Source organism: Streptomyces sp. NPDC088730 (assembly GCF_044751215.1).
GTDB lineage: Bacteria > Actinomycetota > Actinomycetes > Streptomycetales > Streptomycetaceae > Streptomyces.
Window position 1 is genome coordinate 24,625 of record NZ_JBIVLK010000017.1, and the last position, 26,930, is coordinate 51,554.

General features: G+C 73.1%; 25 protein-coding genes. 11 read left to right on the forward strand and 14 right to left on the reverse strand.

Features of this window, described 5'->3' with window-relative positions; genetic code table 11:
* Positions 1 to 117: 117 nt before the first annotated feature.
* Entirely contained in the window at positions 118 to 357 is a 240-nt protein-coding gene (locus ACIP89_RS32910) for a DUF1049 domain-containing protein (protein ID WP_401927347.1), read from the forward strand.
* 34 nt (positions 358 to 391) lie between these two features.
* Positions 392 to 940, forward strand: a complete 549-nt coding sequence (locus tag ACIP89_RS32915; RefSeq protein ID WP_401927349.1) for a GNAT family N-acetyltransferase — start codon at positions 392 to 394, stop codon at positions 938 to 940.
* Between the two features lie 18 nt (positions 941 to 958).
* Here the strand turns inward: ACIP89_RS32915 and ACIP89_RS32920 are convergent, their stop codons facing one another.
* Positions 959 to 1,909 (reverse strand): MerR family transcriptional regulator, encoded by a 951-nt coding sequence (locus tag ACIP89_RS32920; protein WP_402118030.1) that lies wholly within the window; start codon positions 1,907 to 1,909, stop codon positions 959 to 961.
* Positions 1,910 to 2,003: 94 nt separating this feature from the next.
* Between ACIP89_RS32920 and ACIP89_RS32925 the strand changes: the two genes are divergently transcribed.
* Positions 2,004 to 3,524 carry an alpha/beta fold hydrolase gene (locus tag ACIP89_RS32925; protein WP_402118031.1) on the forward strand — a complete coding sequence of 507 codons (1,521 nt, stop codon included), beginning with the start codon at positions 2,004 to 2,006 and terminating at the stop codon, positions 3,522 to 3,524.
* A gap of 22 nt (positions 3,525 to 3,546) precedes the next feature.
* Here ACIP89_RS32925 and ACIP89_RS32930 read toward each other — a convergent pair whose 3' ends face one another.
* From ACIP89_RS32930 to ACIP89_RS32945, 4 genes are all read right to left on the reverse strand, one after another.
* Positions 3,547 to 4,326 (reverse strand): uracil-DNA glycosylase, encoded by a 780-nt coding sequence (locus tag ACIP89_RS32930; protein ID WP_402118033.1) that lies wholly within the window; start codon positions 4,324 to 4,326, stop codon positions 3,547 to 3,549.
* 6 nt (positions 4,327 to 4,332) lie between these two features.
* Entirely contained in the window at positions 4,333 to 4,896 is a 564-nt protein-coding gene (locus ACIP89_RS32935) for a DJ-1/PfpI/YhbO family deglycase/protease (RefSeq protein ID WP_402118035.1), read from the reverse strand.
* A gap of 29 nt (positions 4,897 to 4,925) precedes the next feature.
* Positions 4,926 to 5,252: a plasmid stabilization protein gene (locus ACIP89_RS32940; protein WP_389206490.1), complete on the reverse strand. Its 327-nt coding sequence runs from the start codon at positions 5,250 to 5,252 to the stop codon at positions 4,926 to 4,928.
* 197 nt (positions 5,253 to 5,449) lie between these two features.
* On the reverse strand, positions 5,450 to 6,973 hold the full coding sequence (locus ACIP89_RS32945; protein WP_401932896.1) for a catalase: 1,524 nt from the start codon (positions 6,971 to 6,973) through the stop codon (positions 5,450 to 5,452).
* A 458-nt stretch (positions 6,974 to 7,431) separates the two neighbouring features.
* On the opposite strand from ACIP89_RS32945, the gene ACIP89_RS32950 reads away from it, so the two are divergent.
* Positions 7,432 to 8,259, forward strand: a complete 828-nt coding sequence (locus ACIP89_RS32950; RefSeq protein WP_402118037.1) for an aldo/keto reductase — start codon at positions 7,432 to 7,434, stop codon at positions 8,257 to 8,259.
* A gap of 95 nt (positions 8,260 to 8,354) precedes the next feature.
* On the opposite strand, the gene ACIP89_RS32955 is transcribed toward ACIP89_RS32950, so the two are convergent.
* Positions 8,355 to 8,708 carry a DUF6204 family protein gene (locus ACIP89_RS32955; RefSeq protein ID WP_401927364.1) on the reverse strand — a complete coding sequence of 118 codons (354 nt, stop codon included), beginning with the start codon at positions 8,706 to 8,708 and terminating at the stop codon, positions 8,355 to 8,357.
* Between the two features lie 300 nt (positions 8,709 to 9,008).
* On the opposite strand from ACIP89_RS32955, the gene ACIP89_RS32960 reads away from it, so the two are divergent.
* Entirely contained in the window at positions 9,009 to 10,979 is a 1,971-nt protein-coding gene (locus ACIP89_RS32960) for a DUF5107 domain-containing protein (protein WP_402118038.1), read from the forward strand.
* 16 nt (positions 10,980 to 10,995) lie between these two features.
* Here the strand turns inward: ACIP89_RS32960 and ACIP89_RS32965 are convergent, their stop codons facing one another.
* From ACIP89_RS32965 to ACIP89_RS32975, 3 genes are all read right to left on the reverse strand, one after another.
* Positions 10,996 to 11,358 carry a VOC family protein gene (locus ACIP89_RS32965; protein WP_401927366.1) on the reverse strand — a complete coding sequence of 121 codons (363 nt, stop codon included), beginning with the start codon at positions 11,356 to 11,358 and terminating at the stop codon, positions 10,996 to 10,998.
* Between the two features lie 51 nt (positions 11,359 to 11,409).
* The gene (locus ACIP89_RS32970; RefSeq protein ID WP_401932902.1) at positions 11,410 to 12,219 is read right to left on the reverse strand and encodes a class I SAM-dependent methyltransferase; all 810 of its coding nucleotides are present in this window, start codon (positions 12,217 to 12,219) and stop codon (positions 11,410 to 11,412) included.
* Between the two features lie 241 nt (positions 12,220 to 12,460).
* A complete protein-coding gene (locus ACIP89_RS32975) occupies positions 12,461 to 13,966 on the reverse strand; it encodes a bifunctional phosphatase PAP2/diacylglycerol kinase family protein (RefSeq protein WP_401927371.1) in 1,506 nt (501 codons plus the stop codon).
* Between the two features lie 251 nt (positions 13,967 to 14,217).
* On the opposite strand from ACIP89_RS32975, the gene ACIP89_RS32980 reads away from it, so the two are divergent.
* The 3 genes from ACIP89_RS32980 (at position 14,218) to ACIP89_RS32990 (ending at position 17,276) form a co-directional block, all read left to right on the forward strand.
* Complete coding sequence (locus ACIP89_RS32980) at positions 14,218 to 14,991, forward strand: IclR family transcriptional regulator (protein ID WP_402118040.1); 774 nt, start codon at positions 14,218 to 14,220, stop codon at positions 14,989 to 14,991.
* The gene (locus tag ACIP89_RS32985; protein ID WP_402118042.1) at positions 14,988 to 15,839 is read left to right on the forward strand and encodes an SMP-30/gluconolactonase/LRE family protein; all 852 of its coding nucleotides are present in this window, start codon (positions 14,988 to 14,990) and stop codon (positions 15,837 to 15,839) included. Before ACIP89_RS32980 ends, ACIP89_RS32985 begins: the two co-directional genes overlap by 4 nt.
* A 195-nt stretch (positions 15,840 to 16,034) precedes the next feature.
* A complete protein-coding gene (locus tag ACIP89_RS32990) occupies positions 16,035 to 17,276 on the forward strand; it encodes an aminotransferase class I/II-fold pyridoxal phosphate-dependent enzyme (protein ID WP_402118043.1) in 1,242 nt (413 codons plus the stop codon).
* A gap of 32 nt (positions 17,277 to 17,308) precedes the next feature.
* On the opposite strand, the gene ACIP89_RS32995 is transcribed toward ACIP89_RS32990, so the two are convergent.
* Positions 17,309 to 17,929 carry a DedA family protein gene (locus ACIP89_RS32995; RefSeq protein WP_402118045.1) on the reverse strand — a complete coding sequence of 207 codons (621 nt, stop codon included), beginning with the start codon at positions 17,927 to 17,929 and terminating at the stop codon, positions 17,309 to 17,311.
* Entirely contained in the window at positions 17,926 to 18,708 is a 783-nt protein-coding gene (locus ACIP89_RS33000; protein WP_401927382.1) for an MBL fold metallo-hydrolase, read from the reverse strand. Before ACIP89_RS33000 ends, ACIP89_RS32995 begins: the two co-directional genes overlap by 4 nt.
* Positions 18,709 to 18,909: 201 nt before the next feature.
* On the opposite strand from ACIP89_RS33000, the gene ACIP89_RS33005 reads away from it, so the two are divergent.
* On the forward strand, positions 18,910 to 19,314 hold the full coding sequence (locus tag ACIP89_RS33005) for a hypothetical protein (protein ID WP_401927384.1): 405 nt from the start codon (positions 18,910 to 18,912) through the stop codon (positions 19,312 to 19,314).
* A gap of 138 nt (positions 19,315 to 19,452) precedes the next feature.
* A complete protein-coding gene (locus ACIP89_RS33010; RefSeq protein WP_402118046.1) occupies positions 19,453 to 21,528 on the forward strand; it encodes a phage holin family protein in 2,076 nt (691 codons plus the stop codon).
* Between the two features lie 12 nt (positions 21,529 to 21,540).
* Here the strand turns inward: ACIP89_RS33010 and ACIP89_RS33015 are convergent, their stop codons facing one another.
* From ACIP89_RS33015 to ACIP89_RS33025, 3 genes are all read right to left on the reverse strand, one after another.
* Positions 21,541 to 22,593, reverse strand: coding sequence for a LacI family DNA-binding transcriptional regulator (locus ACIP89_RS33015; RefSeq protein ID WP_401927388.1), 1,053 nt, complete (start codon positions 22,591 to 22,593; stop codon positions 21,541 to 21,543).
* A gap of 74 nt (positions 22,594 to 22,667) precedes the next feature.
* Positions 22,668 to 23,291 carry a DUF305 domain-containing protein gene (locus tag ACIP89_RS33020; RefSeq protein ID WP_402118048.1) on the reverse strand — a complete coding sequence of 208 codons (624 nt, stop codon included), beginning with the start codon at positions 23,289 to 23,291 and terminating at the stop codon, positions 22,668 to 22,670.
* A 117-nt stretch (positions 23,292 to 23,408) separates the two neighbouring features.
* Positions 23,409 to 24,365: a DUF1996 domain-containing protein gene (locus tag ACIP89_RS33025; RefSeq protein WP_402118050.1), complete on the reverse strand. Its 957-nt coding sequence runs from the start codon at positions 24,363 to 24,365 to the stop codon at positions 23,409 to 23,411.
* Positions 24,366 to 24,642: 277 nt separating this feature from the next.
* Between ACIP89_RS33025 and ligA the strand changes: the two genes are divergently transcribed.
* Positions 24,643 to 26,808: an NAD-dependent DNA ligase LigA gene (gene ligA, locus ACIP89_RS33030; RefSeq protein WP_402118052.1), complete on the forward strand. Its 2,166-nt coding sequence runs from the start codon at positions 24,643 to 24,645 to the stop codon at positions 26,806 to 26,808.
* The last annotated feature ends 122 nt before the right edge of the window (positions 26,809 to 26,930 follow it).

Sequence of the window (26,930 nt, forward strand, 5' to 3'; positions counted from 1 at the left end):
CTCGCGCACAACGGCACCGTCACCCGGACGGGCGTACAGAACGGCCCCCGGCACCCGGACGGAGTCATCCTGGTGCCCGGGGGCCGAGGCGCACCAGGAGCAGGGAAGGGGCCGTTCATGAGCCCGGGAGACGTGTCGAGCGGCGGTACGCGCAGCACCGGTCCCTTCACCCCGGCCCGCATCCTGATCCTCGTCGTCGCGGTCCTGTCGGTGGTGTTCATCGCCGAGAACACCGACGACGTGACGGTCCGCCTGCTGATCCCGCTGGTGACGATGCCGCTCTACGTGGCGCTGGCCGTGATGTTCGTGGCCGGGATGGCCTGCGGCGCCTACCTCTTCCGCAGGCGGCCCAAGTAGTACCGGCGCTCCGAGGGCCGCCTACGCTGGGCCGATGTCCGACACCACCTACCTGGCCGAGGGGCCGCGCACCGCGATCCGCCCCTTCACCCCCGAGGACGCCGGCGAGTTCACCGCACGTGCCCGCCAGAGCCGTGGACTGCACCGGCCCTGGCTGTTCCCGCCGACCGATCCGGACACGTACGCCGCGTACGCGAGCGTGCTCATCGAGGACCCGTCGAAGGCGGGCTTCCTCGTGTGCGAGCGGCACGGCGCCGGGAGCGACGGCGCCGTCGCCGGCTTCATCAACATCAACAACATCGTCATCGGCGGCTTCCGCTGCGGCGCGCTCGGATACGGCGCCTTCGCCCACGCGGCCGGGCGCGGACTGATGGCCGAGGGGCTCGGGCTGGTGCTTCGGTACGCCTTCGGACCCCTCGGCCTGCACCGCCTCGAAGCCAACATCCAGCCGGGCAACGAGGCCTCGATCGCGCTGGTGCGCCGGGCCGGATTCCGGCTGGAAGGCTTCTCGCCGGACTTCCTGTTCATCGACGGGGCCTGGCGCGATCACGAGCGCTGGGCGATCACCGCGGAGACGCGCTGACCCGGCCGGCCCCGGGCCTCAGCCCGCCCCGGCGGCCAGCTGCGCGTCCAGCGCCGCGAACAGCCAGTCGTGCGCGGACCCCGGGGTCGGCTCCGGCGTGCCGCCCGGCGGGGTGACCACCTCGGACACCAGCTCCCAGTAGCGGTCGATCCGGGGATCGGCCGCCAGCTGCCCGGCCAGCACCCGGCGGAAGGCGAGGGTGTCCCGGCTGCCGTACGCGCTCGCGTAGGCGTCCACGAAACTGTCCAGCTCCGGACCCGGAGAAGGCTGCCGGCCCCGGCGCATCCGGGCTCCGGCCAGCTCGTACGCCTCGGCCAGACCGGCGTACAGCACAGCGGGCCGGCCGGCCCCCTCGCCCCGGTGCGCCGCCGGCTGAGGCCGCTCGGTGCCGGTGCACGGGCGGGTCACGAAGGCGTACAGCCTGGCGAAGGCGAGCACCTGGGCGGGCTCCGGATCGTCGGGCGGCTGCGGCACCACGGCCTCCAGGAACGCGGCGGTCGCCCCGGCCGGCATCCGGGGCGGCAGCCAGCCCCGCCAGAATCGGGCCAGCGGGGCGGTGTCCGGAGGCGCGGACACCGCCCCGACCAGGCGCAGCCGGTCCGCCCGCTCACCCGGCCGGCACTCCTGCACCAGCCGCAGCCCCGCCTCCCGCCAGCGCAGCGCCCGGAGCTGGGAGCCCAGTTCGCGCAGCTGCCCCGCGACGGCGTCCTCCAGCACGCTGCCCGCCCCGGCCTCCTCCTCGTCGAGGACCCGGTGCACCTCGCGCACCGGCAGGCCCAGGGCACGCAGCGAGCGGACCAGCCGCAGCCGGCCGAGTGCCTCCGGACCGTACCGGCGGTGCCCGCCGGCGCTGCGGCAGGCCTCCGGCAGCAGGCCGCTGTCCGAGTAGAAGCGGACGGTCTTGACGGTGACGCCCGCGCGCTCGGCGAGTTCACCGATGCCGTACAGGCCGTCGTGGGACGGGAACACTTGAACCTCCCTCTGGGGGAGCTTCTACCGTACCGGCGGGCGCTGCCGCAGAGTCGTGGCGGCGTCGCGGACGAGGAGTGCTGAGGAGAGACCGATGACCGCATTCATCCTGGTACCGGGCATGTTCACCGATACACACGTGTGGCGGGAGACCGCCGAGCGGCTGACCGCCGAGGGCGACGAGGTGCACGCGGTGGCTCTCAGCGGAACCGGTGGCCCCCGCTCCGCCGCGGCGGACACCGTCGACCTGGAGACCCACATCGCGGACGTACTCGCGGTGATCGACTCGGTCGGCGCCACGCCCGGCCGGGAGATCGTGCTGGTCGGCCACGACTACGGCATCCACCCGGTGCTGGGCGCCGCCGACCGCAGGGCGGAGCGCGTCGGCCGGATCGTCTACCTGGACTCCGGGCTGCCCCAGGACGGCGTGCCCGCCCTGGCCGCCGTACCCGACCCGGCCCTGCGCGAGGAACTGGCCGAGCGCGCCGGTACCGACGGCGCCCACGGGGTGCTGCCCGCCCCGGCCCGCGACGCGTGGCAGCGCTGGGGCAGCACCGAGGGCGTCCCCGAGGCGGCACTGGACCGGCTCACCGCGTCCGCCACGCCGCAACCGCTGCGCACCCTGCTCCAGCCGCTGCGGCTGACCGGCGCCGCGGCCTCGCTGCCCCTCACCGGGGTGCTGTGCAACGCGGGCGGCTCCAGCATCGAAATGGCCCAGCGGGGCGTGGACTTCGGTGAACCCACCCTCCAGGTCTTCACCGGACCGCAGGTGACGTTCTTCGAACTCCCCACCGGCCACTGGCCGATGCTGTCCCTCCCGGCCGAGCTCGCGGAGGTCCTGCGGCGGGCGGCCGCCGGCGAGGGGCACCACCTGGTGGCCCCCGGCGGTGCGCAGCGGCCCGCACATCTGCGGCCGTTCCTGCTCGACGTACCGGACATCCCGCGTGAGCGGACCGGCCACACCGACCTGTACCTGCCCGCCGAGGAGGGCCCGCGCCCGGCCGTGGTGTTCGTACACGGCGGACCGGTGTCCGCCGAGGCCCGGCCGACCCCGAGGGACTGGCCGGCCCTGACCGGGTACGCCCGCCTCGCGGCCGGGCAGGGTGTCGTGGGCGTGACCCTCGACCACCGCCTGCACGACGTCGCCGGCTACCCGCTCGCCGCCGAGGACATCGCCGCCACCCTTGAGCTGGTCCGGGCCGATCCCCGGGTGGACGGGCAGCGGATCGCCCTGTGGTTCCTCTCGGGCGGCGGCCTGCTCATGGCGGACTGGCTGCGGCAGCCGCCGTCCTGGCTGCGCTGCGTGGCGGCCAGCTACCCGGTGCTGGCACCGCTGCCCGTGCTGGGCCCGGTGGACCCCCGCTTCCGCCCGGCGGACGTGGTGGCGAAGGCCGGCGCACTGCCCCTCGTGATCACCCGCGTGGGCCGCGAGAGGCCGGAGATCGCCGCCACGGTGGAGGAGTTCCTCACCGCGTCCCGGGACTGCGGGGCGGCGGTGGAAGTGATCGACGTACCGAACGCCCACCACGGCTTCGAGACCATCGACCAGATCCAGGAGTCGCGCGACGCCGTACATCGCGGGATGCGCGCGGTGCTGGCCCACCTGGAGGTGTAAGGGCTGGGCCCTGGGACGCTTCTCACGGGCGGGTGGCCGGCAAGCGGGCCAGTACGGCGCCCCGGAGCAGCACCTCCCGCAGCTGTACGGGGGTCAGCGTGCGGGTGGACATGTTGCGTTGGCTGGGGTGGTAGCCGCCGACCAGGTGCAGTGTCCGTTGTCCGTCGCGGCTGGTGAGGGTTGCCTCGGCGCCGTGCCCGAAGGCGGGACGGGGACGGGGCAGCCGCCAGCCGGCGTCGGCCAGTACCGGGAGCAGTGTCTGCCAGGCGAAGCCGCCGAGTACCACGACGGCGCGCAGCGTCGGGCTCAGCAGCGCCAGCTCGCGGGCGAGCCAGGGGCGGCAGGTGTCGCGCTCTGCGGTGGTGGGCCGGTTGCCGGGCGGTGCGCAGTGCACCGGCATCGTGATGCGCACTCCGTGCAGTCGCAGGCCGTCCCCGCGGTGGGTGGCGGTCGGCTGAGAGGCGAGCCCGACGTCGTACAGGGCGGCGAACAGGGCGTCCCCCGAGGCGTCCCCGGTGAAGATCCGTCCGGTGCGATTGCCGCCGTGTGCGGCGGGCGCCAGGCCGACGAGTGCCAGCGGGGCGTCCGGGGGACCGAAGCCGGGCACCGGTCGTGCCCAGTACTCCTGGTCCAGGAACGCCGGGCGCTTGACCCGGGCGGTCTCCTCCCGCCAGGCCACCAGCCGCGGGCAGGCCCGGCAGGTGGTCAGTGCCGCGTCCAGCTCGGCCACGGAACGGGCCTCCGGGGCTGCCACGGCCGGAGAACCGGCCGTGGCGGCCCCGGAGGGAGTCGTGTCAGGCATCCCGGCTCATTCGACAGCGAGGGCGGCGTCGATCTCGTGGAGGAAGGGGTCCAGGTCTCCTGGGGTGCGGGACGTGATGAGCCTCCAGCCGTTCGTGTCATCGGTGACCACCGGCTCGTCGGCCCAGGTGCCGCCCGCGTTGCGGATGTCCGTGGCCAGCGAGGGGTACGACGTGAGCCGCTTGCCCGCGAGGACATCCGCCTCGACCAGGGCCCACGGCCCGTGGCAGATCGCCGCGACGGGGCGTCCGGCCCGCTTGAAGGCGCGGACGAGTTCCACTGCCGGGTCCTGACAGCGCAGCTTGTCCGCGTTCAGGGTTCCGCCCGGAATGAGCAGCAGGTCGTACGCGGCGGCGTCGGCCGCGTCCAGCGTGAGGTCGGGCCGCACGGTCTTTCCGGGGTCCTTGTCACCGACAAGCGTCCGGATGTCGTCCGTGGAGAGGGCCGCGACGTCCACCTGGGCGCCCCAGCCGCGCAGATGTTCGACAGGTACGACGAGTTCGTCCTGCTCGACGCCGTAGTTCGTCACGACGGCCAGTACCTTGCGCTTGCTTCCGTCATTCTTGGTCATCGTCTCTGCCTCTTCCCCGGGGGAGCCGCTCAGCGGCCGACGGCCTTGAGCAGCTGTTCCTTGTTCATCTTCGAGCGGCCTTCGATGTTCTTCCTCTTGGCGTCCTCGTACAGCTGGTCCCTGGTGCGTCCCCGCGCGCCGCTGTGGGAGCGCTGACCGCCACGCTGGGAGGCGGACTTCGGGTCACGCGTCGACGACTTGCTCGCCGTCTCCGCCTCGCCCGAGCGTGCGCGCTCCTTGTTCACGGTGCGGGCCGCGATCTCCTTCGCCCGCTTCTCGGACGTACCGCGCTTCTCGGCGCTCTCCTTCACGTGCTCGTACTGACGCTCGCGCTTCGGGCTGGATCCTGCGGGCATGGGACTCTCCTCGTTCCTGCGGCCGCCCGAGGGACAAGCCGTTCCTCGTCCCTCGGGCGTCGATCTCCAGGTGGCACGGCCTGTGCCTCCCGGACCGTGGCGGACGACGGCTCGCCTTCCGTCGGGCCCCGGGTTCCGGGCGACCCGACGGCCCGCATACGTGGAGACCGGCCGGGTCTCCACCGCGGTCTCCGCGATCAGGCCTTCGACTGCATGTTCCGCCGTGCGGGGTTGCCCTGCTCCGCCGCCTTCGGGTCCTTCTCGTCCGCCTTGGCGCGCACACCCCGCTCGATGCGCTCACCGATCGACTTGTCGATGTTCGACCAGTACTCGAAGGCGCGTCGCAGAACGGGCTCGGTGACCCCGTTGAGCAGATGGCCGACGACGTTGTCCACCAGCCGGTCGCGGGCCGCGTCGTCCATGACCTCACGCACCAGGGTGCCGGGCTGACCCCAGTCGTCGTCCTCCGCGTGGTCCACGTAGGCCGCTCGGGTGATCTCCCCGTCGGCGTACCAGCTCGGCGGGGAGCCGTACCGGGCGGTGTCGGCAGCGGGCCCGCCCTTCGAGTTCGGGGCGTACACCGGGTCGCTGGTCTTCCGGTACGCCATCGCCCCGTCCTTCGAGTACGTGTTCACCGGAACGACGGGGGCGTTGACGGGCAGCTGCTGGTAGTTGGCCCCGATGCGGTACCGGTGCGCGTCCGCGTACGAGAAGAGCCGTGCCAGCAGCATCCGGTCCGGGCTCGGGCCGATGCCGGGGACCAGGTTGTTCGGCTGGAAGGCCGCCTGCTCGATCTCCGCGTGGTTGTCGGTGGGGTTGCGGTCCAGCGTCATCCGGCCGACCTGGATCAGCGGGTAGTCGCCGTGCGGCCAGACCTTGGTCAGGTCGAACGGGTTGAAGCGGTACCCCGCGGCGTCCTCGTACGGCATGACCTGCACATGCAGGGTCCAGCTCGGGTACTCACCGTCACGGATGTGCTCGAAGAGATCCCGTGTGTGGTAGTCGGTGTCGGCCGACGCCATCTGGTCGCCCTCGTCCTGGGTGAAGCACTCGATGCCCTGGTCGGTCTTGAAGTGGTACTTCACCCAGAAGCGCTCGCCCTGCGCGTTGATCCACATGTAGGTGTGCGAGGTGTAGCCGTTCATGTGCCGCCAGCTGCGCGGAATGCCCCGGTCGCCCATCAGCCAGGCGACCTGGTGGGCCGACTCGGGCGAGAGGGTCCAGAAGTCCCACTGCATGTCGTGGTCGCGCAGGTTGTTGTCGGCGCGGCGCTTCTGGGACCGGATGAAGTGCTGGAACTTCATCGGATCCTTGATGAAGAACACGGGGGTGTCGTTGCCCACCATGTCGTAGTTGCCCTCGCTGGTGTAGAACTTCACCGCGAAGCCGCGCGGGTCCCGCCAGGTGTCCGGGCTGCCGCGCTCGCCGGCCACGGTCGAGAACCGGGCCACGAGATCGGTGCTGGTGCCGGGCTGGAAGACCGCGGCCTTGGTGTAGGCGCTGACATCGTTGGTCACTTCGAAGTGCCCGAAGGCACCGCTCCCCTTGGCGTGGGGCTGACGCTCGGGAATCCGCTCCCGGTTGAACTGCGCCATCTGCTCGATCAGGTAGGCGTCCTGCAACAGGACCGGTCCGCCGGGGCCCACGGTGAGCGAGTGTTCGTCACTCTCCACCGGAGCGCCGGAGTCCGTGGTGGTCGCCTCGCGTGAGGTGTCGGTCATCGGGCTGTCCTCCTGCTGCGTTGTCAGGTGCGCGACGTTGTTCGGATCACGCATGCGATGGGCGTCTCGCGAGTACGCGCCTAGCCCTGACTGGATGGTGCCAAACATTGACAGACCGCGCTCTTTGGCGGCAGGTGCCCGCACCTGCGCAAAGGCCCGGAATCCCCCGGGCCGCCGGGCCCGGAGGAGTTGCGCGGACGACGCGTTCGTGTGAGTCGGGAGCGATGCGGGAGCGATGTACCCCGGGCCGCCCGACAGACCGTGCTCCGGATGCGAGGAGGCGGCAAAAGGGTGAAGGATGGTCTGACAGGGTCCCTGTGCCGCGCCCGCGGCTCGGGCGGCGCTCCGGTCGGCAGGGCGCAGATCACCCGCGCATGTCCGCGGGCATTCCCGGCCGGAGGCCCGGCCTCGGTACGAACGCAACCTCACACGCAGAACGCCCTCAGGGAGGAGTGACTGTGACCTCAGTACCGACCATCACCCTCAACAACGCGGTGCGGATCCCCCAGCTGGGCTTCGGCACCTTCCAGATCCCGCCCGACGGGACCCGGGATGCGACGCTGACCGCGCTGGAGACCGGCTACCGGCACATCGACACGGCGGAGATGTACGGCAACGAGAAGGAGGTCGGCCAGGCGGTCATGGACTCCGGCCTCGACCGTGCCGACGTCTTCGTGACCAGCAAGCTCAACAACGACGCGCATGGGCACGACGACGCCCACCGGGCGTTCGACCGCACCATGGAGGAGCTCGGTCTCGACTACCTGGACCTCTTTCTCATCCACTGGCCGCTGCCCGGCAAGGGCGACTTCGTGGAGACCTGGAAGGCCCTGGAGGAGATCTACCGGTCCGGCCGGACCAAGTCCATCGGGGTCTCCAACTTCCAGCCATACCACCTGCGCCGGCTGCTGGAGAACAGCGAGGTGGTGCCCGCGGTCAACCAGATCGAGGCGCACCCCTACCTCACGCAGGACGACGTCAGGGCGTTCGGCGCCGAGCACGAGATCGCCACGGAGGCCTGGTCGCCCATCGCGCAGGGCAAGGTCCTGGACGACCCGGCCATCAACCGCATCGCGGACCGGGTGGGCAGGACGCCCGCCCAGGTGACCCTGCGCTGGCACATCCAGCGCGGCGACATCATCTTCCCCAAGTCGGTGACGCGGAAGCGCGTCGAGGAGAACTTCGCCCTCTTCGACTTCGACCTCAGCGAGGCCGACATCGGCGAGATCTCCGCGCTGAACCGTAACGAGCGGACCGGGCCCGACCCGGACCGTTTCACCGGCTGAACTCCACGCCGTCCCGGAGAAGGCGACGTGTCCGGGCCGTCGGTGTCACCGGCCGTTCCTCGCGCGGGCGGTGTGTCCGCCGCCCCGGACCGCCGTCAGGCCGCGCCCGCCTCCCGGCGCCCCTTGTAGTTGATCTTCATGGTGTCCATGTCCGTTGCCGTGGAACGCAGTTCGCCATGCCCGTACCCGCGCTCGCGCAGCTCCGTCTCCGCGCGGTCCTCGGCGATCGCGCACGCCATCTCCGCACCGTCCCCGGCGTCCGACACCACCACGTAGCGGAAGCTGAAGTGCTTGAGGACGCGGTCGTAGGTGAGCGAACCCTCCTCGCTGAACGCCATGGACGCCAGGCCGTGCTGCTCGGCCTCGGCCAGCATCCGCTCCCGCGCCGCCTCCGTCAGCCCGTCCCATGTGCCGCGCACGATCACTCGGTAGGTGTGCTGCGTGCTCATCGTGATCCACCGTCTCCATAACGTCCCGCGAACCGCTTGAACGGCAAGCCTATGGCCAGGAGGACGGCGCGTACCCGGAATATTCTCCCGCTGCCCGACGTGCCCGACGTGCCCGACGTGCCCGACGTGCCCGACGTGCCCGACGTGCCCGACGTGCCCGACGTGCCCGGCGACCTGGTGGTCGCGCCTTTTCCTGAAGAGAGACGGCTGATCCCCTGGTCCGGGCGGCCCGCAGCGTGTTCCATGGTCATCGGGGGGCGCCCGGACCTGCGGCGGCCCGCGCGAGGGAGCGAGGTTGCCGTGGCCACCACCGTACGACGTGACGTCCTGACCCTGCCCGCAGCGGCGGTGGGACCGGAGAATCCGCTGCCGGCGTTGCGGCCCCTCGACGAGATGCATGTCGTCGACGACCGCGACCGGGCCGGTCTGCCCCGTGACATGGCCCGCCAGATCGGCCACGAGCCGCTGGCCACCGTCCTGCCCGTGGCCGTCCTCGACGGGTACGGCCGCGAGCGCGTGCCCACCGACCTCGATGTGATCGTGATCGAGAACGACCGGATCCGGGCCACCGTGCTGCCCGGATTCGGCGGCCGTATCCACTCCCTCTTCCACAAGCCCACCGGCCGGGACCTCGTCTACACCAACCCCGTCCTCCAGCCCGCCGACTTCGCGCTCAACGGCGCCTGGTTCTCCGGCGGCATCGAGTGGAACATCGGTGCGACCGGCCACACCACCCTGTCCTGCGCCCCCGTGCACGCCGCCCGGGTCACCGCCCCCGACGGCGGCGAGATGGTCCGGCTCTGGGAGTGGGAAAGGCTGCGCGACCTGCCGTTCCAGGTGGATCTGTGGCTGCCCGACGGCTCCGACTTCCTGCACGTCGGCGTACGGATACGCAATCCGCACGAGCACCCCGCACCGGTCTACTGGTGGTCCAACATCGCGGTGCCGGAGGGTGAGCGCACCCGGGTGGTGGCCCCGGCCGACCGGGCCTGGCACTTCGGCTACGAACGTACGCTGAACCTGGTCCCGGTACCCGAGAGCGGCTCGGTCGACCGGACGTACCCGCTGCGCAGCGACTTCCCCGCCGACTACTTCTACGAGGTGCCCGACGGCGCGCGCCGCTGGATCGCCTCCCTCGACGAGGACGGCCACGGGCTCGTCCAGACCTCCACCGACCTGCTGCGCGGCCGCAAGCTGTTCCTCTGGGGCAGCGGGCCCGGCGGCCGCCGCTGGCAGGAGTGGCTCACCGAACCCGGCACCGCGGGCTACGCGGAGATCCAGGCCGGGCTGGCCCGCACCCAGCTGGAACACGTGCCGCTGGAGCCCGGCGCCGAGTTCAGCTGGCTGGAGTCGTACGGGCCCCTGGCGGCGGACCCCGCCGCAGTGCACGGCGACGACTGGCAGGCAGCCCGCGCGGAGACCGAGCAGCGGCTCGCCGCCGCCCTGCCGCGTGCCGATGTGGACGCCGCGTACGAGGCCTGGCGCCGCTGCGCCGACGCCGAACCCGGCGAGGTCCTCGCCACCGGGTCCGGCTGGGGCGCGCTCGAAGTCCGGCGCGCCGGGTACAAGCTGCCGGGCACCCCCTTCGCCGATTCCACGCTGGGTGAACAACAGCAGCCCTGGCTGGAGTTGCTGGAGCAGGGGACCTTCCCCGAACCGCGCGGCGCGACGCCGCCCGGCCCCTCGCTGGTCTCCCCGCACTGGCGCGACATGCTGGAGACGGCCGCCGCGGAACCGCTCACCGAATACCACCTGGGCATCGCCCAGTGGCACGCCGGCGACCGCGCCCAGGCGGTCCGCAGCTGGGAACGCGGACTGGCCCTGGCCCCGTCCCGCTGGCCGCTGCTGCGCTGCCTCGCCGTCGCCGCCCAGGAGAGCGGCCAGTGGGAGCGGGCGGCCGACCACTACACGGAGGCGTTCGGCGAACTGTGCGCGGAACGCCGGGACGACGGCGACACCTGGGCGGCCGCCACCGCCGCCCTCGGCCGGGAGGCGATCGAGGCGCTGCTGACGGCGGGCCGGCCGGGGCAGGCCCGCACCGTCCGGGACGGGCTGCTCCCGGCGATCCGCAGCCGTGGCCGCTTCCGGCTGCTGGAGGCCCGGCTGCTCATCGCGGAGGGCGACCTCGCCGCCGCCCGCGCGCTGTTCGACGAGGGCTTCGAGGTCGCCGATCTGCGCGAGGGCGCGGAGGTCCTGGACGAGGTGTGGGCCGAGCTGACGGACGAGCCGCTGCCGGACCGGTACAACTACCGGATGCGTCCGCGCGCCTGACGGGGATGCGGGGGCGTCAGGAGGTGCCGGCGGACGGGTTCCGGTCCACGTACTCGAACACCGAACCGTCCGGGTGCACGGCGATCAGATTGCGGCCGACGGGCGTGTGGACCGGGCCCGCGATGACGCGGGCGCCGACCCGGCTCAGCGAGGCGTTGGCCTCCTCCACGTCCTTGACCGCGATCGTCGCCGTCACCTTGCGCAGGATCTCCAGCTCGGCCTCGGGGCCGCTCATCAGCAGGAAGCAGCTGATGGCGGCCACCGAGACCCCGCCGCGCTCGAAGCGCAGCGCCGGACTGCCGGTGAGGCTCTCGTAGAAGGCCACCGCGGCCTCCAGGTCGTCGACGCAGATCCGCAGCGTGGTTCCCAGGATTTCCATGCGGAACAGGGTAGTTGGCCGCTCAGCGGTGTGTGATCGATTCGGTGGCGCTCATGCGCGGCAGAGCACCTCGCCGTGCGGGACCATGAACCAGCCGTCGTCCTGCGCGCCCCAGGTGCGCCACGCCTCGGCGATCGCGGTCAGCTGTTCCGGCGTCGCGTGCCCGCCCTCGACCGCCAGCTTCGCGTAGACCGAGCCGACGGTACGGTCCGCCCACAGCCCGCTCCACCAGTCCCGGCTCTCCGGGGTGCCGAAACACCAGGCGGCGGCCGTCGGGATGATGTCGGTGAAGCCGGCCTGCCGGGCCCAGGAGAGCACCCGGCGCCCCGCGTCCGGCTCACCGCCGTTGGCGCGGGCCACCCGGCCGTACAGGTCCTGCCAGGCGTCCATGGCGGGTACCTCGGGGAACCAGGTCATCGCCGCGTAGTCGCTGTCACGGGCCGCGACCACGCCACCGGGGCGGCAGACCCGGCGCATCTCGCGCAGCGCCTGCACCGGGTCCCCGACGTGCTGGAGCACCTGGTGGGCGTGGACCACGTCGAAGGTGTCGTCGGGGAAGTCCAGGGCGTGCACGTCGGCGGTGGTGAACTCCAGGTTTTCCAGGCCGCGTTCCGCCGCCACCCCGGCCGCCTGGTCCAGGATCTCGCGGGTGGTGTCGACGGCGGTGACCCGGCCGGGGGCGACCAGCGCGGCGATGTCCGCGGTGATGGTGCCGGGGCCGCAGCCCACGTCCAGCACGGTCATGCCGGGGCGCAGCTCGCCGAGGAGGTATCCCGCGGAATTGGCGGCGGTGCGCCAGCGGTGCGAGCGCAGCACCGACTCGTGGTGGCCGTGGGTGTAGACGGCGGTCTCCTTCGGCATGGCCGGGAGTCCTTTCTCGAAGTGCGACGTGCGAGACGCGAAACGTGAATCGCGCGAGACGCGAGCCGCGAAGTGCTGATCGGTACGGCCACGGTACGCCCGCGCGCCGAATAATGAGATGGCTATATCGCTATGTGAGACAGCCTGGATCCGGGGCCCGAACGCGCGGAGGGGCGGCCGACTCGGCGTCGGCCGCCCCTCCTTCGCCCGTCTCCGGGCCGGTCTCACATCCGCAGACGGGTCACACCTGCATCGGGCAGTACACCGTCAGCACCTCGGGCAGCTTGTCGATCATCAGCTCGCGTCCGCTGTGCGCCACTTCGCCGTCGTACGCGTACGGGGTTCCCGGCTGCAGCCCGGCGATCCGGACCCGGTGGCGGCGGACGGCGGCATGCATGGGGGAGCGGGTCAGCGGACCCGCGACGGCCGCCGCGAGCAGCCGGAGGCCGGGGGTCCACCCGCCGTGCACCACCCGTACGTCCAGCAGCCCGTCCGCGAGGTTGTGCCGTCGGCCGGGTGCCGGGCCCACGCGCTGGAACAGGCCGTTGCCGACGAACAGCAGCCACAACGGGCGCCGCCGCCCCTGGAGTTCGGCCTCCAGCGGACGCCGGCCGCGCAGCACCTGGAACGCGGCGAGCACGCCGGCCGGCCAGCCGCCGATCCGGGGGGACCAGTGCTCACGGGTCCGCACCAGCTCGGGATAGACGCCCATGCTGAAGGCGTTGAGGAAGTAGCCGTGGGCGCCGCCGGGCCCGTCGGGACCCGGCCGGAAGCGGCCCAGGTCCACCCGGACCGCGTCGCCCGCGGCGATCGCGGCACAGGCGTCGGCCACGGTCTCGATGCCCAGGTCGTACGCGAAGTGGTTCAGCGTCCCGCCGGGGAACACCGCGAGCGGCAGGCCGTGTACGGAAGCCACCGCCGCGGCCCGGTTGACCGTGCCGTCGCCGCCGCAGACACCCAGTGCCAGGCCCCGGTCCGCCGCCTTCTCCAGCTCGGCGGAGACCTCCTCGGGGGGACACTCGACCACCTCGGCGTTCGGCAGCGCGTCCCGGACCAGCGCGGCCGTGGCCTTGGCCGTTCCCGACGCCTCGTTCACCACGACGACCAGGTTCTGGCCGTCGGGCAGCGCGGGCGCGTGGGCGGGCGGCCTGCCCGGTGCGGGCAGCTGTCCCCGGGTCGGTACGACGCCGCGCAGGGCGAACGCCGCTCCTACGCCGAGCGCCGCACCGGCCAGCACATCGCTCGGATAGTGGACGCCGGTGTACACGCGGGAGGCCGCCACGGACAGCGCGACCGGCGCGACGACCGCTCCCCAGCCCTTCGACTCCAGGGCCACCCCGGTGGCGAAGGCGGCGGCGGACGCGGCGTGCCCGGACGGGAACGAGGTGGTGAACGGCTGACGCTTCAGCCGTCGTATCACCGGAACGGTGTCCAGTATCGGCCGCTCCCTGCGGACCGCCCCCTTGCCGACCGTGTTGATCGCGGCCGAGGCCACGGCCAGCGAGGCGATCCCGCGCAAGGCGGCCCGCCGGGCACGGGCGCTGCCGCCGAACGCGGCCATGCCCGCCGCGGCGCCCGCCCACAGCAGACCGTGGTTGGCGCTGCGGCTGAGCCTGGGCAGTACGGGCGCGGCGGCCGGCCAGTGCCGTCGGGCCAGGTCCTGGAACACGGCGAGATCGCATCGGTGCAGCAGGTTCCGCAGCCCGGCGGGGCCCGACGGATGTGAAGGGTTGCTCGGTGACGACATGGGACAGCGAATACCCTGCCCGGCCGCGCCGAATCAAGTGGCGCGCCCGGACGGCGGGGTCCCAGCTGCTCGCCGGACGGTTCCGGCCGCCTCCCATTCACGGACATAAGCGAAGAAATGCCGCGAAAATCCGCAACGTCCGGTGGCGGATGTCACTGCGTCATTGCCCGGACAAGTGCGACGCATTTAGCCTGCGTTCGTGATACCGGTCACCGGCCGGAATCCCGAACGCGAGAGGGTGGTGCACGACCATGGGGCGACTTGTCCCGGCGGTGACCAGGGCACTGGACGTGCTCGAACTGTTCCTCGACGGCGACGGTACGCTCTCCGCTCCCGAGGTCACCCGCAAGCTCCAGCTGCCCCGCACCACCGTCCATGAGCTGCTCACCACGCTGGCCGCCCGCTCCTACCTGGTCACGGACCCGGACCAGCCCGGCCGCTACCGCCTGGGCGTCCGCACCTACCAGCTCGGCAGCCGGTACGCCGAGCAGCTCGACCTCGCCGCCGAGGGCCGGCAGGTGGCCCAGCAGGTGGCCGGGACGTGCGGGGAGACCGTCCACGTGGCGGTCCTGGAGGAGACCGACGTCATCTACATCGCCAAGGCGGACTCCACCCACGCGGTCCGGATGGTCTCGGCGGCCGGCCGAAAGCTGCCCGCCCACTGCACGTCCGTCGGCAAGATCCTGCTCGCGGCCCTGCCCGGCCGGGAGCTCGACGCCCGCCTCGACGGCCTCGAACTCACCGGCATGACCCCCGACAGCATCACCGAGGAGGCGGAGCTGCGTACCGCGCTCGACGCCGTCCGGGAGCGGGGCATCGCGGTGGAGCACCGCGAGTCCGACCCCGATGTGAGCTGTGTGGCCGCGCCCGTACGGGACCGGACCGGGCGGGTCGTCGCGGCGCTCTCCATCTCCGTCCCGATGATCCGCTGGAGCGACGGGCGCGAACAGGAGCTGGCCTCCCTCGCCGCCGAAGGCGCTGAGGCGCTCTCCGGCCGGCTCGGACACCACGGGGGGCGGGGATGAACCGCCTGCGCCCCGAAGCCGCCGTCCGCGCGCACGCCGCCCTCGGCGAGGGCCCGAACTGGGACACGGCCACCGGACGGCTGATCTGGGTCGACATCCTCGCCGCCCGGATCCACACCTATGAACCGGCCACCGGCCGCCGTACGGTCATGGCCACCGAACAGCACGTCGGAGCGGCCAGACCACGCGCGGGCGGCGGCCTGGTCGTCAACCTGCGCGACGGCATAGGCCTGTACGACGCCGACGGCGCCTTCCGCTGGCTCGTCCACGACGCCGAACCGGGACGGCGCGGCAACGACGCGGCGGTGGCCCCGGACGGCGCGCTGTGGGCGGGCACCATGCGCTACGACGGCACGGAGGTGGGCGGGAGCCTCACCCGCGTCGCGCCAGACGGCACGGCCACCCGGGTGCTGCCCCTGGTGGCCTGCAGCAACGGCACCGGATGGAGCCCCGACGGGCGGCTGATGTACTACATCGACACGGCGACCCGCCGGATCGACGTCTTCGACGTGGACGGTGAACAGGTCCTCAACCGCCGCCCGTTCGCCACCGTGGAGGAAGGGGCCGGCTTCCCCGACGGGCTGACGGTGGACGCGCGGGGAGCCGTCTGGGTCGCCCTGTGGGACGGGGCCGCGCTGCGCCGCTACACGGCGGACGGTGTGCTGGAACGCGTCGTCGAACTGCCGGTGCGACGGCCGACCTCCTGTGCCTTCGGCGGCCCGGACCTGCGCGACCTGTACATCTCCACGGCCCGGGAAGGCCTCGCCGCCCCGCATCCGCTCGACGGTTCGCTGCTGGTCCTGCCGGACGCGGGCCAGGGCCTCCCCGCCACGCCCTTCGCGGGCTGACCCGGCGGCGCCCGTCCTCGGGAAGCGGTGCGGCGTGCCGGGCCCGCCGGTCCGGCATCGGGCCGGCCGTGTCCACGCCCGCACGGCGGTGACGGTTCCCGGCCCGCCGGGCGGCCCGCGCCATTCCCTCGTATAAAGGGGCTCACACGGCCCGGTCGACGGGCGGCTGACCGAGCGGCGGCGAAGGAGGTCCGGATGGGCCGGGAGCGGACCGGGCGCGGCACACCGGGAATCCGGGAGGACCGGGGCCCCGTGCGCTACGGACCGCCCGCGCCCGGCCCCGGACTGCCGGTCCTGCCCGAACTGGCCGAGGTGCTGGCGGCGGCGGCCGGCAGCGGCGTGCCCGAGCCGGCCGGGGGTTCCGCGGCCCTGCGGGAGGCGGCCTGCGCCTACTGGGACCGGCGCGGGCTGCGCGGCGGCCCCGAGCACGTCGCGGCAGCGCCGGGCACCTCTGCGCTGCTGCTGGCCCTGATCGCCGCACACGGCGGCGACGTGCTGATGCCGCGCCCCTGCCCCGCCGCCTGGATCCCGCAGGCCCGGCTGCTGGGCCGGCCCGCCTACCACGTGCCGACCCCCGCCGAGTGCGGCGGCGTGCCCGACCCGTACGCGCTGCTGGAGACCGTGCGCAGGGTCCGGGCCGAGGGAGGCAGGCCCCGGCTGCTGCTGATCTCCGTCGTCGACGACCCCACCGCCACCGTCGCGCCGCCGGAACTCGTCCGCGAGGCCTGCGAGGCCGCCGTCGCGGAGGGGCTGCACATCGTCAGCGACGAGACCTGGCGCGACACCCTGCACCGGCCGCGCGACACGGTGCTGCTCAGCCCGGCCGAGATGTGCCCCGACGACGTGACGGTGATCTCCGACCTGACCGGTGCGCTGACCCCGTCCGCCTGGCCGGTCGCGGTCGCCCGGTTCCCGGACACCGGCCGGGCGGCGGTCCGCCACGCCCGGACGCTCGACATCCTCACCGCGCTCGGTGCCTTCGTCGCCGGCCCGGTCGCGGCCGCCGCCGCGTACGCGCTGCGCGAACCCGACGCCGTCACGGAGCGGGTCCGCCGGGCGGCGGCCGTGCAGGCGCAGGTCGCCGCAGCCGCCCACCGGGCGGTCCTCGCCTCCGGCGCGCTGGCCCGGCCCCCGCAGGCCGGCCGTCACCTCTACGCGGACCTCGGCCCGCTCAGGTCCCGGCTCGCCGCCCGGGGCGTCACGGACTCGCTGGAGCTGGAGGAGTACCTGACGCAGCGGCTCGGCGCGCCGGTCCCCGGCGGCCACCGGTTCGGCGACGAGCTGGGGGCCCTGCGGGTGCGGCTGGGCACCGGGACGCTGCTCGGGCCGACCCCGCAGCAGCAGCTGGAGTCACTGGCCGCGCCGCGGCCCCTGGAACTGCCGCACGTAGCGGCAGCCCTCGGTGTCCTCCGCTCCGCCTTCGACGAACTCCGCTGACGCGCGGCCGATCCGCCGGGCCACCCCGGCCGTCAGCGGCCGAACCGCATCCGCAGCCGCCGCCACAGCGCGGGCGCCCCGCTGATCAGCAGCGTCAGACCCACCGCGGCCACCACCCCCTGCCACGGCTCGGGGAACAGCGAGCCGCCCAGAATGCCGATCAGCTGGTACGTGGCGGCCCAGGCCAGACAGGCCGGCACATCCCCGTGGGCGAACCGCCGCATCGGCATCCGGCCCAGCAGGCACGCCAGCATCACCGGTATCCGCCCGGCCGGCACCAGCCGGGACAGCACCAGCACCATCGCGCCGTGCTCGTCGAGCTTCTGCCGCGCCTGCGCCAGCCGCTCCGGAGCGGCCCGCTCGCTGATCACCCGCAGCCACTTGGAACCGTTCTTCGAGCGCACCCCGCGCTGACCCAGCCAGTACAGGCAGATGTCCCCGAGGAACGCGGCGCCCGACGCCGCCGCGAAGACGTACAGCGGCGCGAACGGCGACGACTGGTGGAACGCCACCACCGCCGCCGAGCTGACCAGGGCGCCCGTCGGCACCACCGGCACCAGCGCGCCCAGCGCCACCAGCAGGAACAGCGACGGATAGCCGACCGCCTGCTGCGTCGACTCCGCAGGGAGCCGGCTCACGACCTCGTGGATCACCCCTCGGCCTCCGGCCGGACATGCTCGCCGTGCTCCAGCCGGTGCACCGCCACCCCCGGTGCCAGCAGCGCCGCCTGCCGGACGAACTCGTCGCCCGGCGAATGGAACTCGTGCGGCCGGATCCCGTCCATCCCGATGGGCCAGTACGTGCCGTAGTGCACCGGCACCGCCGAGCGCGGGGACAGCCGGGCCAGCGCCTGGGCGGCCCGCCCCGCGTCGAGATGGCTGTGGCCCAGATAGGGCCCCCAGCCGCCGACCGGCAGCAGCGCCACATCCACCGGCCCGACCTCCTCTGCCATGTCGTCGAACAGACCGGTGTCCCCGGCGAAGTAGGTGCGCGCCGCACCCTGGACGACGTAACCCAGCGCGGGGGAGCGGTGCGGGCCCACCGGCAGCCGCCGCCCGTCGTGCAGGGCCGGGACCGCGCGGATCAGCACCGCGCCGACCCGCACCTCGTCGCCGGGTACGACCTCGGTGATCCGCAGCCCGCGCATCCTGCGCAGCAGCCGCAGCCCCGGAACGGCCCGGACCGCGCCCATCGGCACGATCAGCCGGCCGCCCGGTGCGATGCGGGCCAGCGACGGCAGATGCAGATGGTCGGAGTGCAGGTGCGAGATGAGGACGACATCGGCGACGGCGGCCGCCGGACCGGGCAGCTCCCCGCGCCGGCGGCGCAGATGCGCGATGCGCCGTACGAAGAGGGGGTCGGTCAGGACCCGCACCCCGGAGTCCTCGATCGTGCAGGTGGCATGACCCCACCAGGTGACTTCCACCGGCACGCGCCGCCTCCTGTTCCCCGGGCCCCGCTGTCGGGCCGCTCCTGAGCCTACGGCCCGTCGCCGTGCTCCATCCATGCCCCCCGCCGGACGGCTGCGGCGGCCGCCCGCTCCCGTGCGCCCCCGGCCCCTCCCGCCACGCGCCTTCTTGTACGGGAACCCGGGGCGTAGGGTCGCAGGACGCCTAGCACGGGGGGAACGGCCATGGGGGACGTACGGGTGGCGGCCATCGCCAGTCTCACGCCGCTGGAGGAGCTCGACAGCGACCCGTTCCTCGTGGACACCCGCAGCCAGCACGACATGTGCGCCCGCTGGGCGGCCGACAAGGGCTACGTCGTCACCCGGCAGCTTCGCCTGTACGGAATGCGCCCCGACCACCGGGCACTCTGGGCCGACGTCGAGGACGGCGAGGTGGAACTCTTCGTCGCCCCCAACGACCGGGTGCTCGCGCGGGCCGTCGCCTCGGTCCCGCGGTTCACCGAGGAGTGCGAGCGGCGCGGCGTCCGCCTGGAGATCGCCGGTCTCGACGAGCCGCTCTACAGCTCCCGGACCAAAGCCGGCGTGCACCGCAGGCTTTCGATGCCGACCGCCGGGTACGACGGCTCCTGAGCCGCCCGGCCGGAGATCGCCGGTCCAGCGGGCCGTCCCGCTGTGAAAAGCTGGACCGGGGCCCGGAAGAGCGGGGCCCGGACGTGAGGTGGCAGCGGCGTGGGTGACGGGCGATGGCGGACAGCCGGAAGCGCCCTGATGCGAGTGATTGTGGTGTGGGCGGTCTCGACGCTCACGATGCTTGTGCTCGCCGGGATTCTGCCGGACTTCCAGCTCCAGTCGGACGACGGCGACAGCGTCACCAAGACCGCGTTCACCGCGGCATGGGGCGCGGGCGCGTTCGGACTGCTCTCCGCACTGGTCTGGCCGGTACTGGTCCGGGCCCTGCTCGTCGTGCCCGCCCTGGTCCTGGGCATGCTGGTGTTCTTCCTCAACGGCTCGCTGCTGCTGATAGCGCTGCGGCTCATCCCGGACGGGCGCGGCGCGGCCGACCCGCAGATGGCGGTCGTCGTCGCGGCCGTGATGTCCGCGGTCGCCTCCGCGACGTCCACCGCGCTCGCCGTCCGCGACGACAACGCCTACCGCCGCCGGCTGTCCCGCCTCGCGGACCGGCGCCGCCGCCGCAGCGGCAGCGCTGACGGCGCGGACGCGGGGCCGCCCGGCACGGTCTTCATCCAGCTCGACGGAGTCGGCCACGACGTCCTCGCGCAGGCCGCCGCCGACGGCCTGATGCCGACCGTCGCGCACTGGCTGGCCGACGGGAGCGGCCACCGGCTCACCCCGTGGCGCACCGACTGGTCCAGCCAGACCGGCGCCAGCCAGCTCGGCATCCTGCACGGCACCAACTTCGACGTCCCGGCCTTCCGCTGGTACGAGAAGGAGACCGGCGACGTCATGGTCTCCAGCAGACCGGCGAGCGCCCTCGAAATGCAGCGCAGGGCCGTGCTCCGCACCCGCGACGGCGGACTGCTCACCCTCGACGGGGCCGGCCGGGGCAACCTCTTCAGCGGCGGCGCCGACCAGCTCGCGCTCGTCCTGTCGATGGCAGCCAGACGCGGCAAGGGCCGCCGCTCACGGGCCGGGTACTTCGCCTACTTCGCGGACCCCGCCAACGCCGTCCGTACCGCGCTCTCGTTCGTCGCCGAGGTCGGCCGGGAGATCGGCCAGTCGACCCGGGCCCGCCTCCGCAAGGAGACCCCCCGGATCAAGCGCGGCGGGCTCTACCCCTTCATCCGGGCCTTCGCCACCGTCGTCGAACGCGATGTGGTGGTCGCCGCCGTCATGGGCGACATGTTCGCCGGACGGACCGCGGTCTACGCCGACCTGGTCGCGTACGACGAGGTGGCCCACCACTCCGGGCCGCGCAGCCGGGACGCGGAGAAGGTCCTCGCCCGGCTGGACCGCTCGCTCGCACTGATCGTCAAGGTCACGGAACACACCCCGCGCACCTACCGGATCGTGCTCCTGTCCGACCACGGCCAGAGCCCGGGGGAGACCTTCGCGGGGGTGTACGGGCTGACGCTGAAGGACCTGGTGCGGGCGGGCAGCGGACTGCCGGTGCCCCGCCGGGCGCAGCGCACCCGGAGCGGTTCCGAGGCCCGTGACGCGGTCCGGATCGCGCTGCACCGGCCGGTCGACGGGGACCGGCAGGACAACCTGACCCACCCCTCGGACCCGGTCGTCCTCGCCTCCGGCAACCTCGGCCTGATCTCCTTCCCCGACCTGGCCGGCCGCGCCTCCCTGGAGCAGCTCGACCGCCGCCACCCCGCGCTGCTCAGCACGCTCGCCAACCACCCGGGCATCGGCTTCCTGCTGGTGCGCAGCGAGGCCCACGGCTCCGTGGTGCTGGCGCGCGGCGGCACCCGGATACCGGTGGCGGAGCTTCGGGACGGGGAGGGGCCGCTGGCCCCCTTCGGGCCGGGAGCGGCGGCCGCGGTCCGGCGCACCGACACCTTCCCGCACGTCGCGGACGTGATGGTCAACTCGATGTGCGACCCGGAAACGGGCACCGTGCACGCCTTCGAGGAGCAGATCGGCTCGCACGGGGGCCTGGGAGGCGAGCAGTCCCGGCCCTTCCTGCTCTGGCCGCGCGGGATGACGGACCCGCTGGACGCGGCGGCCGAGGAGGGCCGGGAGCGGCCCGCCGAGCTGGTCGGCGCGGAGACCGTGCACCGGGTCCTGCGGCACTGGCTGAACGAGGTCTCCGGGCCACAGGTGCCCGTGGGGCGGGACCGGGCCGCAGACGCCGACGCGGGCACCGGCGCGCGGAGCTGACCGCCCACGCCGTCAGGCGGAGCGCCGCCGCACCAGGGTCGGATGGAAGATCGCCGACGGCACCGGCTCACCGGGGCTGCCGATCTGCTTCAGGAGCAGCCGGGCCATCTCGGCGGACATCTCCTCCACCGGCTGCCGGACCGTCGTGAGCGGCGGATCGCAGGCCGTGGCCGCACTGCTGTCGTCGAACCCGACGAGGGCGATGTCATCGGGGATCTCCTTGCCGGCCCGCAGCAGCACCGGAAGCGCGCCCAGCGCCATCAGGTCCGACGCGATGAACACCGCGTCCAGGTCCGCCCGGTCGTGGAGCAGCCGCTTCATCGCGGCGGCGCCGCCCGTATGCGTGAAATCGCCCTCCACGGCCGTCACGTCCCGGATGCCGTGCGCCGAGAGCGCGTCCAGGAAACCCGTCAGCCGGGCCTGACCGGCCGGCATGTCCTGCGGGCCCGACACCGTGCCGATCCGGCGGCGGCCCAGCGAGACCAGGTGCTCGGCGGCCAGCTGCGCCCCCGCCCGCTGGTCGGCCTCGACATAGGTGAGCGGGGTCGGCCGGCGCGGCTCTCCCGCGAGCACGGCGGGCAGCCGGGTGTCGTGCAGCAGCCCCGGCAGCGGGTCGTCCGCGTGCGAGGAGATGAGAACCACCCCGTCGACGTGGCCGTGGCGCAGGTAGGACAGCAACTGGTCGCGGGAGGACCGGTCGTCGGCCAGCATCAGCACCAGCTGGATACCGGCCGGGCGCAGGACTTCGAGCAGCCCGCTGACCACCCGCCCGAAGTAGGGATCGGAGAACATCCGGCCTATGAAGGGCTCGGAGACCGGGCGTCGTTCGCGTTCCGAGACGACGAGCGCGACCGAGTCCGTGCGCCGGGTCACCAGCGAGCGGGCGGCACGGTTGGGCACGTATCCGGTGGCGCCCACGGCCTCTTCGACCATCCGGCGCAGCGCCGGGTCCACGGTCGTCGCACCGTTGATCACCCGGGAGACGGTGGCCCGTGACACTCCCGCCACAGCGGCCACGTCCTCCAGGGTGGCGGGGCGCGCGGGCGGCGGTGCGTCGGCAGTCATGCAGCTCTTTATACCGGGCGGTACGGCCGGTCCGGAAACGGGTACGGAGCCCTGCGGTGGCTCGGGGCGGGACGTCAGCCGGCGCCCCCGGACGGGACCGGAAGCCGATCGAGCTCGGCGAGTTCGGCCTTGCGCGCAGAGACCAGGGCGACGGCCAGCCGCTTGGCATCGGGCCTGGTCCCGGACTCCGTCTCGGAGCGCGACACCCGGGCGGACTGGCGCAGGTGGTCGCCGATCAGCGCCGTGACGAGGCGGTCGAACGCCCGGCCCTCGACGGCTCGGGCCTGTTCCAGATCGTGCTCCGTCACCATCCCCGGCATGTCGTGCCCCTCGTGCACATTGGTGTCGGGCAGTCCCATCCGGGCCAGCAGCGGGCGCAGCCGGGCGAGTTCGCCGTTCTGCGCGGTACGGAGCCCGGCCGCCCAGCCCCGCACCCGCGGATCGGCGGCGCGCTGCCCGGCGAGCGAGAGCAGGGCCACGGCCTGCTCGTTCATCGGGGTCATCAGCTGGGCCCAGGCGGCGTCCGTCGGATCGGCCGGGGTCCTGCCCCCGGTGGCGGCGGAGGCGGTGGCGGACGGTGCGGCGGAGACCGAGGGGGCCGGTGCGGCCGGGTGCTTCGCGCCGGCCGGGGCCGCGCATCCGGCCAGGAGGAGGAGCGGGAGCAGGGACAGCGCTGCGGTGTGGCGGGCCGCCTTCATGGCGAGGTCCTCGGGGGGAAGGGCCCGCCCGGGGCGCGGGGCCCCGGACGGGCATCGGACGGACGGCGGCGGTTCAGCCCGTGGCCGGCGGCCGGCGGGTCATGGGGTGACGACGGGTCAGGGGGTGCCGTCCGCACCGCACTTCACGATGGCGTTGATGCAGTCGCGGACGCGCTGGGCCATCTCGGCCTCGGGCCACACGTTGAAGAAGTCACCGTGCATCGTGTAGCCGGGACCGGACGCCAGCCGGAACCGGGCCGGGTCGCCGTTGACCGGGTAGCGCAGCACCTGGCGCAGCTTGGGTACCGGAACGGGGTGGGTCGAGGGGCATTCGCCGTTGACCGGATACGCCATGTGGCTCTTGTGGTCGGCGGAGTCGAGGTCCTTGCCGTTCCAGCACTGCGGGAAGTCCAGGTACGACTCCAGCATCGCGTCCGCCGGGCAGTTCACGAAGTCGTGCGAGGGGTTGACCTCCCCGTGGTGGAGGCACGACCAGCGCGAGATCGTGTTGTCGTCGGGACCGGTCGCCTTCGCGTTCCCCGCGACGATGCGCAGCCCGCGCGGGAAGGGCCTGATCCGCCGGATGACATCGTCCCGGACGCCTTCGCCCAGGTAGTAGAACGTGGTGCCGGTGGGTTCGACCTCCTTGTTGCCGTCGTAGAGGGTCGGAACCCAGTACGACGACAGGTCCGTGTCGGGTGAGCAGCTGCTCCTGGCCTTCTCCAGCGAGGCGAGGTCGGAGTTGCCGTTCGTCGAGTCGTTGCCGAAGAAGCTGTGCATGTGCGAGGCGCCGGGCAGCCCCGGGAAGACGATCGGGTCGTCGGGCGCCCGGTGGGTGTAGGGGCATTCAGCGAGGAACTCGGCCACCCGGACGACGTCCGCGGCCTTGGCGGCCGGGGCGGCGTTCGTGTCCGGACCGGTGGACGCGTTGCCGGTGGCGGACTGGAGGAAGGAGACGGCGAGGGCTGCGGCGACGAGTCCCGCGAGGCGGTACCGCCGGCGCGGCAGGGCCGCGCGGTGGCCGTGTTCGCCGGTGGGCCGGGGGCGGGCGAATCTGTGACGGAAGAAGAGCACGGCACTCCTGTTCGGAGGAAGTGGGGGTTCCTTGGTGGTGCGAGAGAGCGCTCTCTCAAGGGAACGTAAAATGACGTCCTGGACATGTCAATAGAATGAACGACGCCGCAACTAGCTGCCGTTTGCAGCTTGTTGGTGATCCATTAGATGGGAGAGCGCTCTCTCAATGTCGTCAGGGATTCGGCTTCGGCGGAAGTCGGCACGCGCCGGGCCGAGGGAGACGCGGAGGCCTCGCAGGGACTCCGTCGCCGGGGCGTTGTCAGTGGTGGGCGGCAGTATGGAGGGCATGACGAACTCAGCTGTTGTGCTCGCCGACACCGCCGCATACGCCGTCGCGGTCGAAGAGGCGTCGCAGGCCGCCGCCGCGTACTACGCCACGGGCGAGAGCACGCTCGACGACGATGCTTACGACCGGCTGGCGCGCGGGATCGCCGCCTACGAGCAGGCCCATCCACAGGAGGTGCTGGCCGATTCGCCCACCGGCAAGGTGGCGGGCGGCGCGGCCGTCGGGGATGTGCCGCACACCGTCCCGATGCTCTCCCTGGACAACGTCTTCTCGGCCGAGCAGTTCGTCACCTGGACCGCGTCGCTGGAGCGCCGGATAGGCAGGCCGGTCACCGCCTGGAGCGTCGAGCCCAAGCTCGACGGGCTGGCGGTCGCCGCCCGGTACCGCGAGGGCCGGCTTGAGCGGCTCATCACCCGTGGCGACGGCACGGCCGGTGAGGACGTCTCGCACGCGATCGGCACCGTCGCCGGTCTTCCCGCGCGGCTCACCGAGCCGGTCACGATCGAGATGCGCGGCGAGATCCTGATGACGGACGAGCAGTTCGAACAGGCCAACGCGATCCGTACCGAACACGGCGGCGCCCCCTTCGCCAACGCGCGCAACGGCGCGGCGGGCACCCTGCGCGCCAAGGACCGCCCCTACACCGTGGAGATGACGTTCTTCGCGTACGGCGCCCTGCCGCTCCCCGAATCCGGCGAGCTGACCGCCACCCTGGCCGAGCTGCCCCACAGCGAGGTGCTGGAATATGCCGCGCGGCTCGGCGTGCACACCGCGGCGGATACCGACGTGGCGCCGCGCACCGTCACCACCGTCGAGGACGTCCAGCTGCGGGTCGAGGAGATCGCCGCGCTGCGCGCCGCGTTGCCCTTCGGGATCGACGGCATCGTGATCAAGGCCGACCTCGCGGCGGACCAGCGCGACGCAGGCTCCGGCACCCGCGCACCGCGCTGGGCGATCGCGTACAAGCTGCCGGCCGTCGAGAAGGTCACCCGGCTCCTCGGCGTCGAGTGGAACGTGGGCCGGACCGGCATCATCGCGCCGCGTGCGGTGCTGGAGCCGGTCGAGATCGACGGATCGACCGTCAGCTACGCCACCCTGCACAACCCGGCGGACATCACCCGCCGCGATCTGCGCCTGGGTGACCATGTGATGGTCTACAAGGCGGGCGACATCATTCCCCGGATCGAGGCCCCCGTCGCCCATCTGCGGACCGGCGACGAGCAGCCGGTCGAGTTCCCCGGGGCCTGCCCGCAGTGCGGCTCCGAGATCGACACGAGCGAGCAGCGCTGGCGCTGCGTCCGCGGCCGGAACTGCCGCCTCGTCGCCTCCATCTCGTACGCGGCGGGGCGCGACCAGCTCGACATCGAGGGGCTCGGTGCGACCCGGGTCGTCCAGCTCGTCGATGCCGGACTGGTCGCGGACTTCGCGGATCTGTTCGCACTGGAGCGCGAGCAGCTGCTCGGGCTGGAGCGGATGGGCGACACCAGTACGGACAACCTGCTGGCCGCGATCGACGCGGCGCGCGCCCAGCCGCTCTCGCGGGTGTTCTGCGCCCTGGGGGTGCGTGGCACCGGACGCTCCATGTCGCGCCGGATCGCCCGGTACTTCGCGGACATGGACCGGATCAGAGCCGCCGACGCCGAGGCGCTCCAGCGTGTCGACGGCATCGGCAAGGAGAAGGCCGGGGGAGTCGTCGCGGAACTGGTGGAGCTGGCACCGCTGATCGAGAAGCTGGTCGCCGCCGGGGTCAACATGACGGAGCCGGGCGCGACCCCGCCCCCTGAGCCGGGCCAGGAGACCGGCGCGGACGGCGAGGAGGCCGACGCGGACGGCGCCGACGGCAAGGGCGCGGACGGCGCCGACGGCAAGGGCGCGGACGGCGCCGATGCGGACGGGCTGCCGCTCGGCGGGATGACCGTCGTGGTCACCGGCTCCATGACGGGCGCACTGGAGAAGCTCTCGCGCAACGAGATGAACGAGCTGATCGAGCGGGCGGGCGGGAAGGCCTCCTCCAGCGTCTCCAAGCGCACCACGCTGCTGGTGGCCGGCGAGAAGGCCGGCTCCAAGCGCACCAAGGCGGAGGGCCTGGGTATCCGGATCGCCGCCCCCGAGGAGTTCGCCGAACTGATCGGCGCGTTCCTGCCGTCCGAGGTGTGAGGAGATCGGGGGACCGGGCGATCGGGGGGCCGGACGACCGCAGGATTGGGGAACCGAGGGATCAGTCCTTTGATTTTGCGCAGGAGTGGCTTTCTTTGCCTGCCTATTGCATAGTGAGGGCT

Coding starts and splice junctions, on each gene's coding strand:
- ACIP89_RS32910 (WP_401927347.1), top strand. CDS start 118: ATGAGCCCGGGAGACGTGTCGAGCGGCGGTACGCGCAGCACCGGTCCC.
- ACIP89_RS32915 (WP_401927349.1), top strand. CDS start 392: ATGTCCGACACCACCTACCTGGCCGAGGGGCCGCGCACCGCGATCCGC.
- ACIP89_RS32925 (WP_402118031.1), top strand. CDS start 2,004: ATGACCGCATTCATCCTGGTACCGGGCATGTTCACCGATACACACGTG.
- ACIP89_RS32930 (WP_402118033.1), bottom strand. CDS start 4,326: ATGCCTGACACGACTCCCTCCGGGGCCGCCACGGCCGGTTCTCCGGCC.
- ACIP89_RS32935 (WP_402118035.1), bottom strand. CDS start 4,896: ATGACCAAGAATGACGGAAGCAAGCGCAAGGTACTGGCCGTCGTGACG.
- ACIP89_RS32940 (WP_389206490.1), bottom strand. CDS start 5,252: ATGCCCGCAGGATCCAGCCCGAAGCGCGAGCGTCAGTACGAGCACGTG.
- ACIP89_RS32945 (WP_401932896.1), bottom strand. CDS start 6,973: ATGACCGACACCTCACGCGAGGCGACCACCACGGACTCCGGCGCTCCG.
- ACIP89_RS32955 (WP_401927364.1), bottom strand. CDS start 8,708: ATGAGCACGCAGCACACCTACCGAGTGATCGTGCGCGGCACATGGGAC.
- ACIP89_RS32965 (WP_401927366.1), bottom strand. CDS start 11,358: ATGGAAATCCTGGGAACCACGCTGCGGATCTGCGTCGACGACCTGGAG.
- ACIP89_RS32970 (WP_401932902.1), bottom strand. CDS start 12,219: ATGCCGAAGGAGACCGCCGTCTACACCCACGGCCACCACGAGTCGGTG.
- ACIP89_RS32975 (WP_401927371.1), bottom strand. CDS start 13,966: ATGTCGTCACCGAGCAACCCTTCACATCCGTCGGGCCCCGCCGGGCTG.
- ACIP89_RS32980 (WP_402118040.1), top strand. CDS start 14,218: ATGGGGCGACTTGTCCCGGCGGTGACCAGGGCACTGGACGTGCTCGAA.
- ACIP89_RS32985 (WP_402118042.1), top strand. CDS start 14,988: ATGAACCGCCTGCGCCCCGAAGCCGCCGTCCGCGCGCACGCCGCCCTC.
- ACIP89_RS32990 (WP_402118043.1), top strand. CDS start 16,035: ATGGGCCGGGAGCGGACCGGGCGCGGCACACCGGGAATCCGGGAGGAC.
- ACIP89_RS33005 (WP_401927384.1), top strand. CDS start 18,910: ATGGGGGACGTACGGGTGGCGGCCATCGCCAGTCTCACGCCGCTGGAG.
- ACIP89_RS33010 (WP_402118046.1), top strand. CDS start 19,453: ATGCGAGTGATTGTGGTGTGGGCGGTCTCGACGCTCACGATGCTTGTG.
- ACIP89_RS33015 (WP_401927388.1), bottom strand. CDS start 22,593: ATGACTGCCGACGCACCGCCGCCCGCGCGCCCCGCCACCCTGGAGGAC.
- ACIP89_RS33020 (WP_402118048.1), bottom strand. CDS start 23,291: ATGAAGGCGGCCCGCCACACCGCAGCGCTGTCCCTGCTCCCGCTCCTC.
- ligA (WP_402118052.1), top strand. CDS start 24,643: ATGGAGGGCATGACGAACTCAGCTGTTGTGCTCGCCGACACCGCCGCA.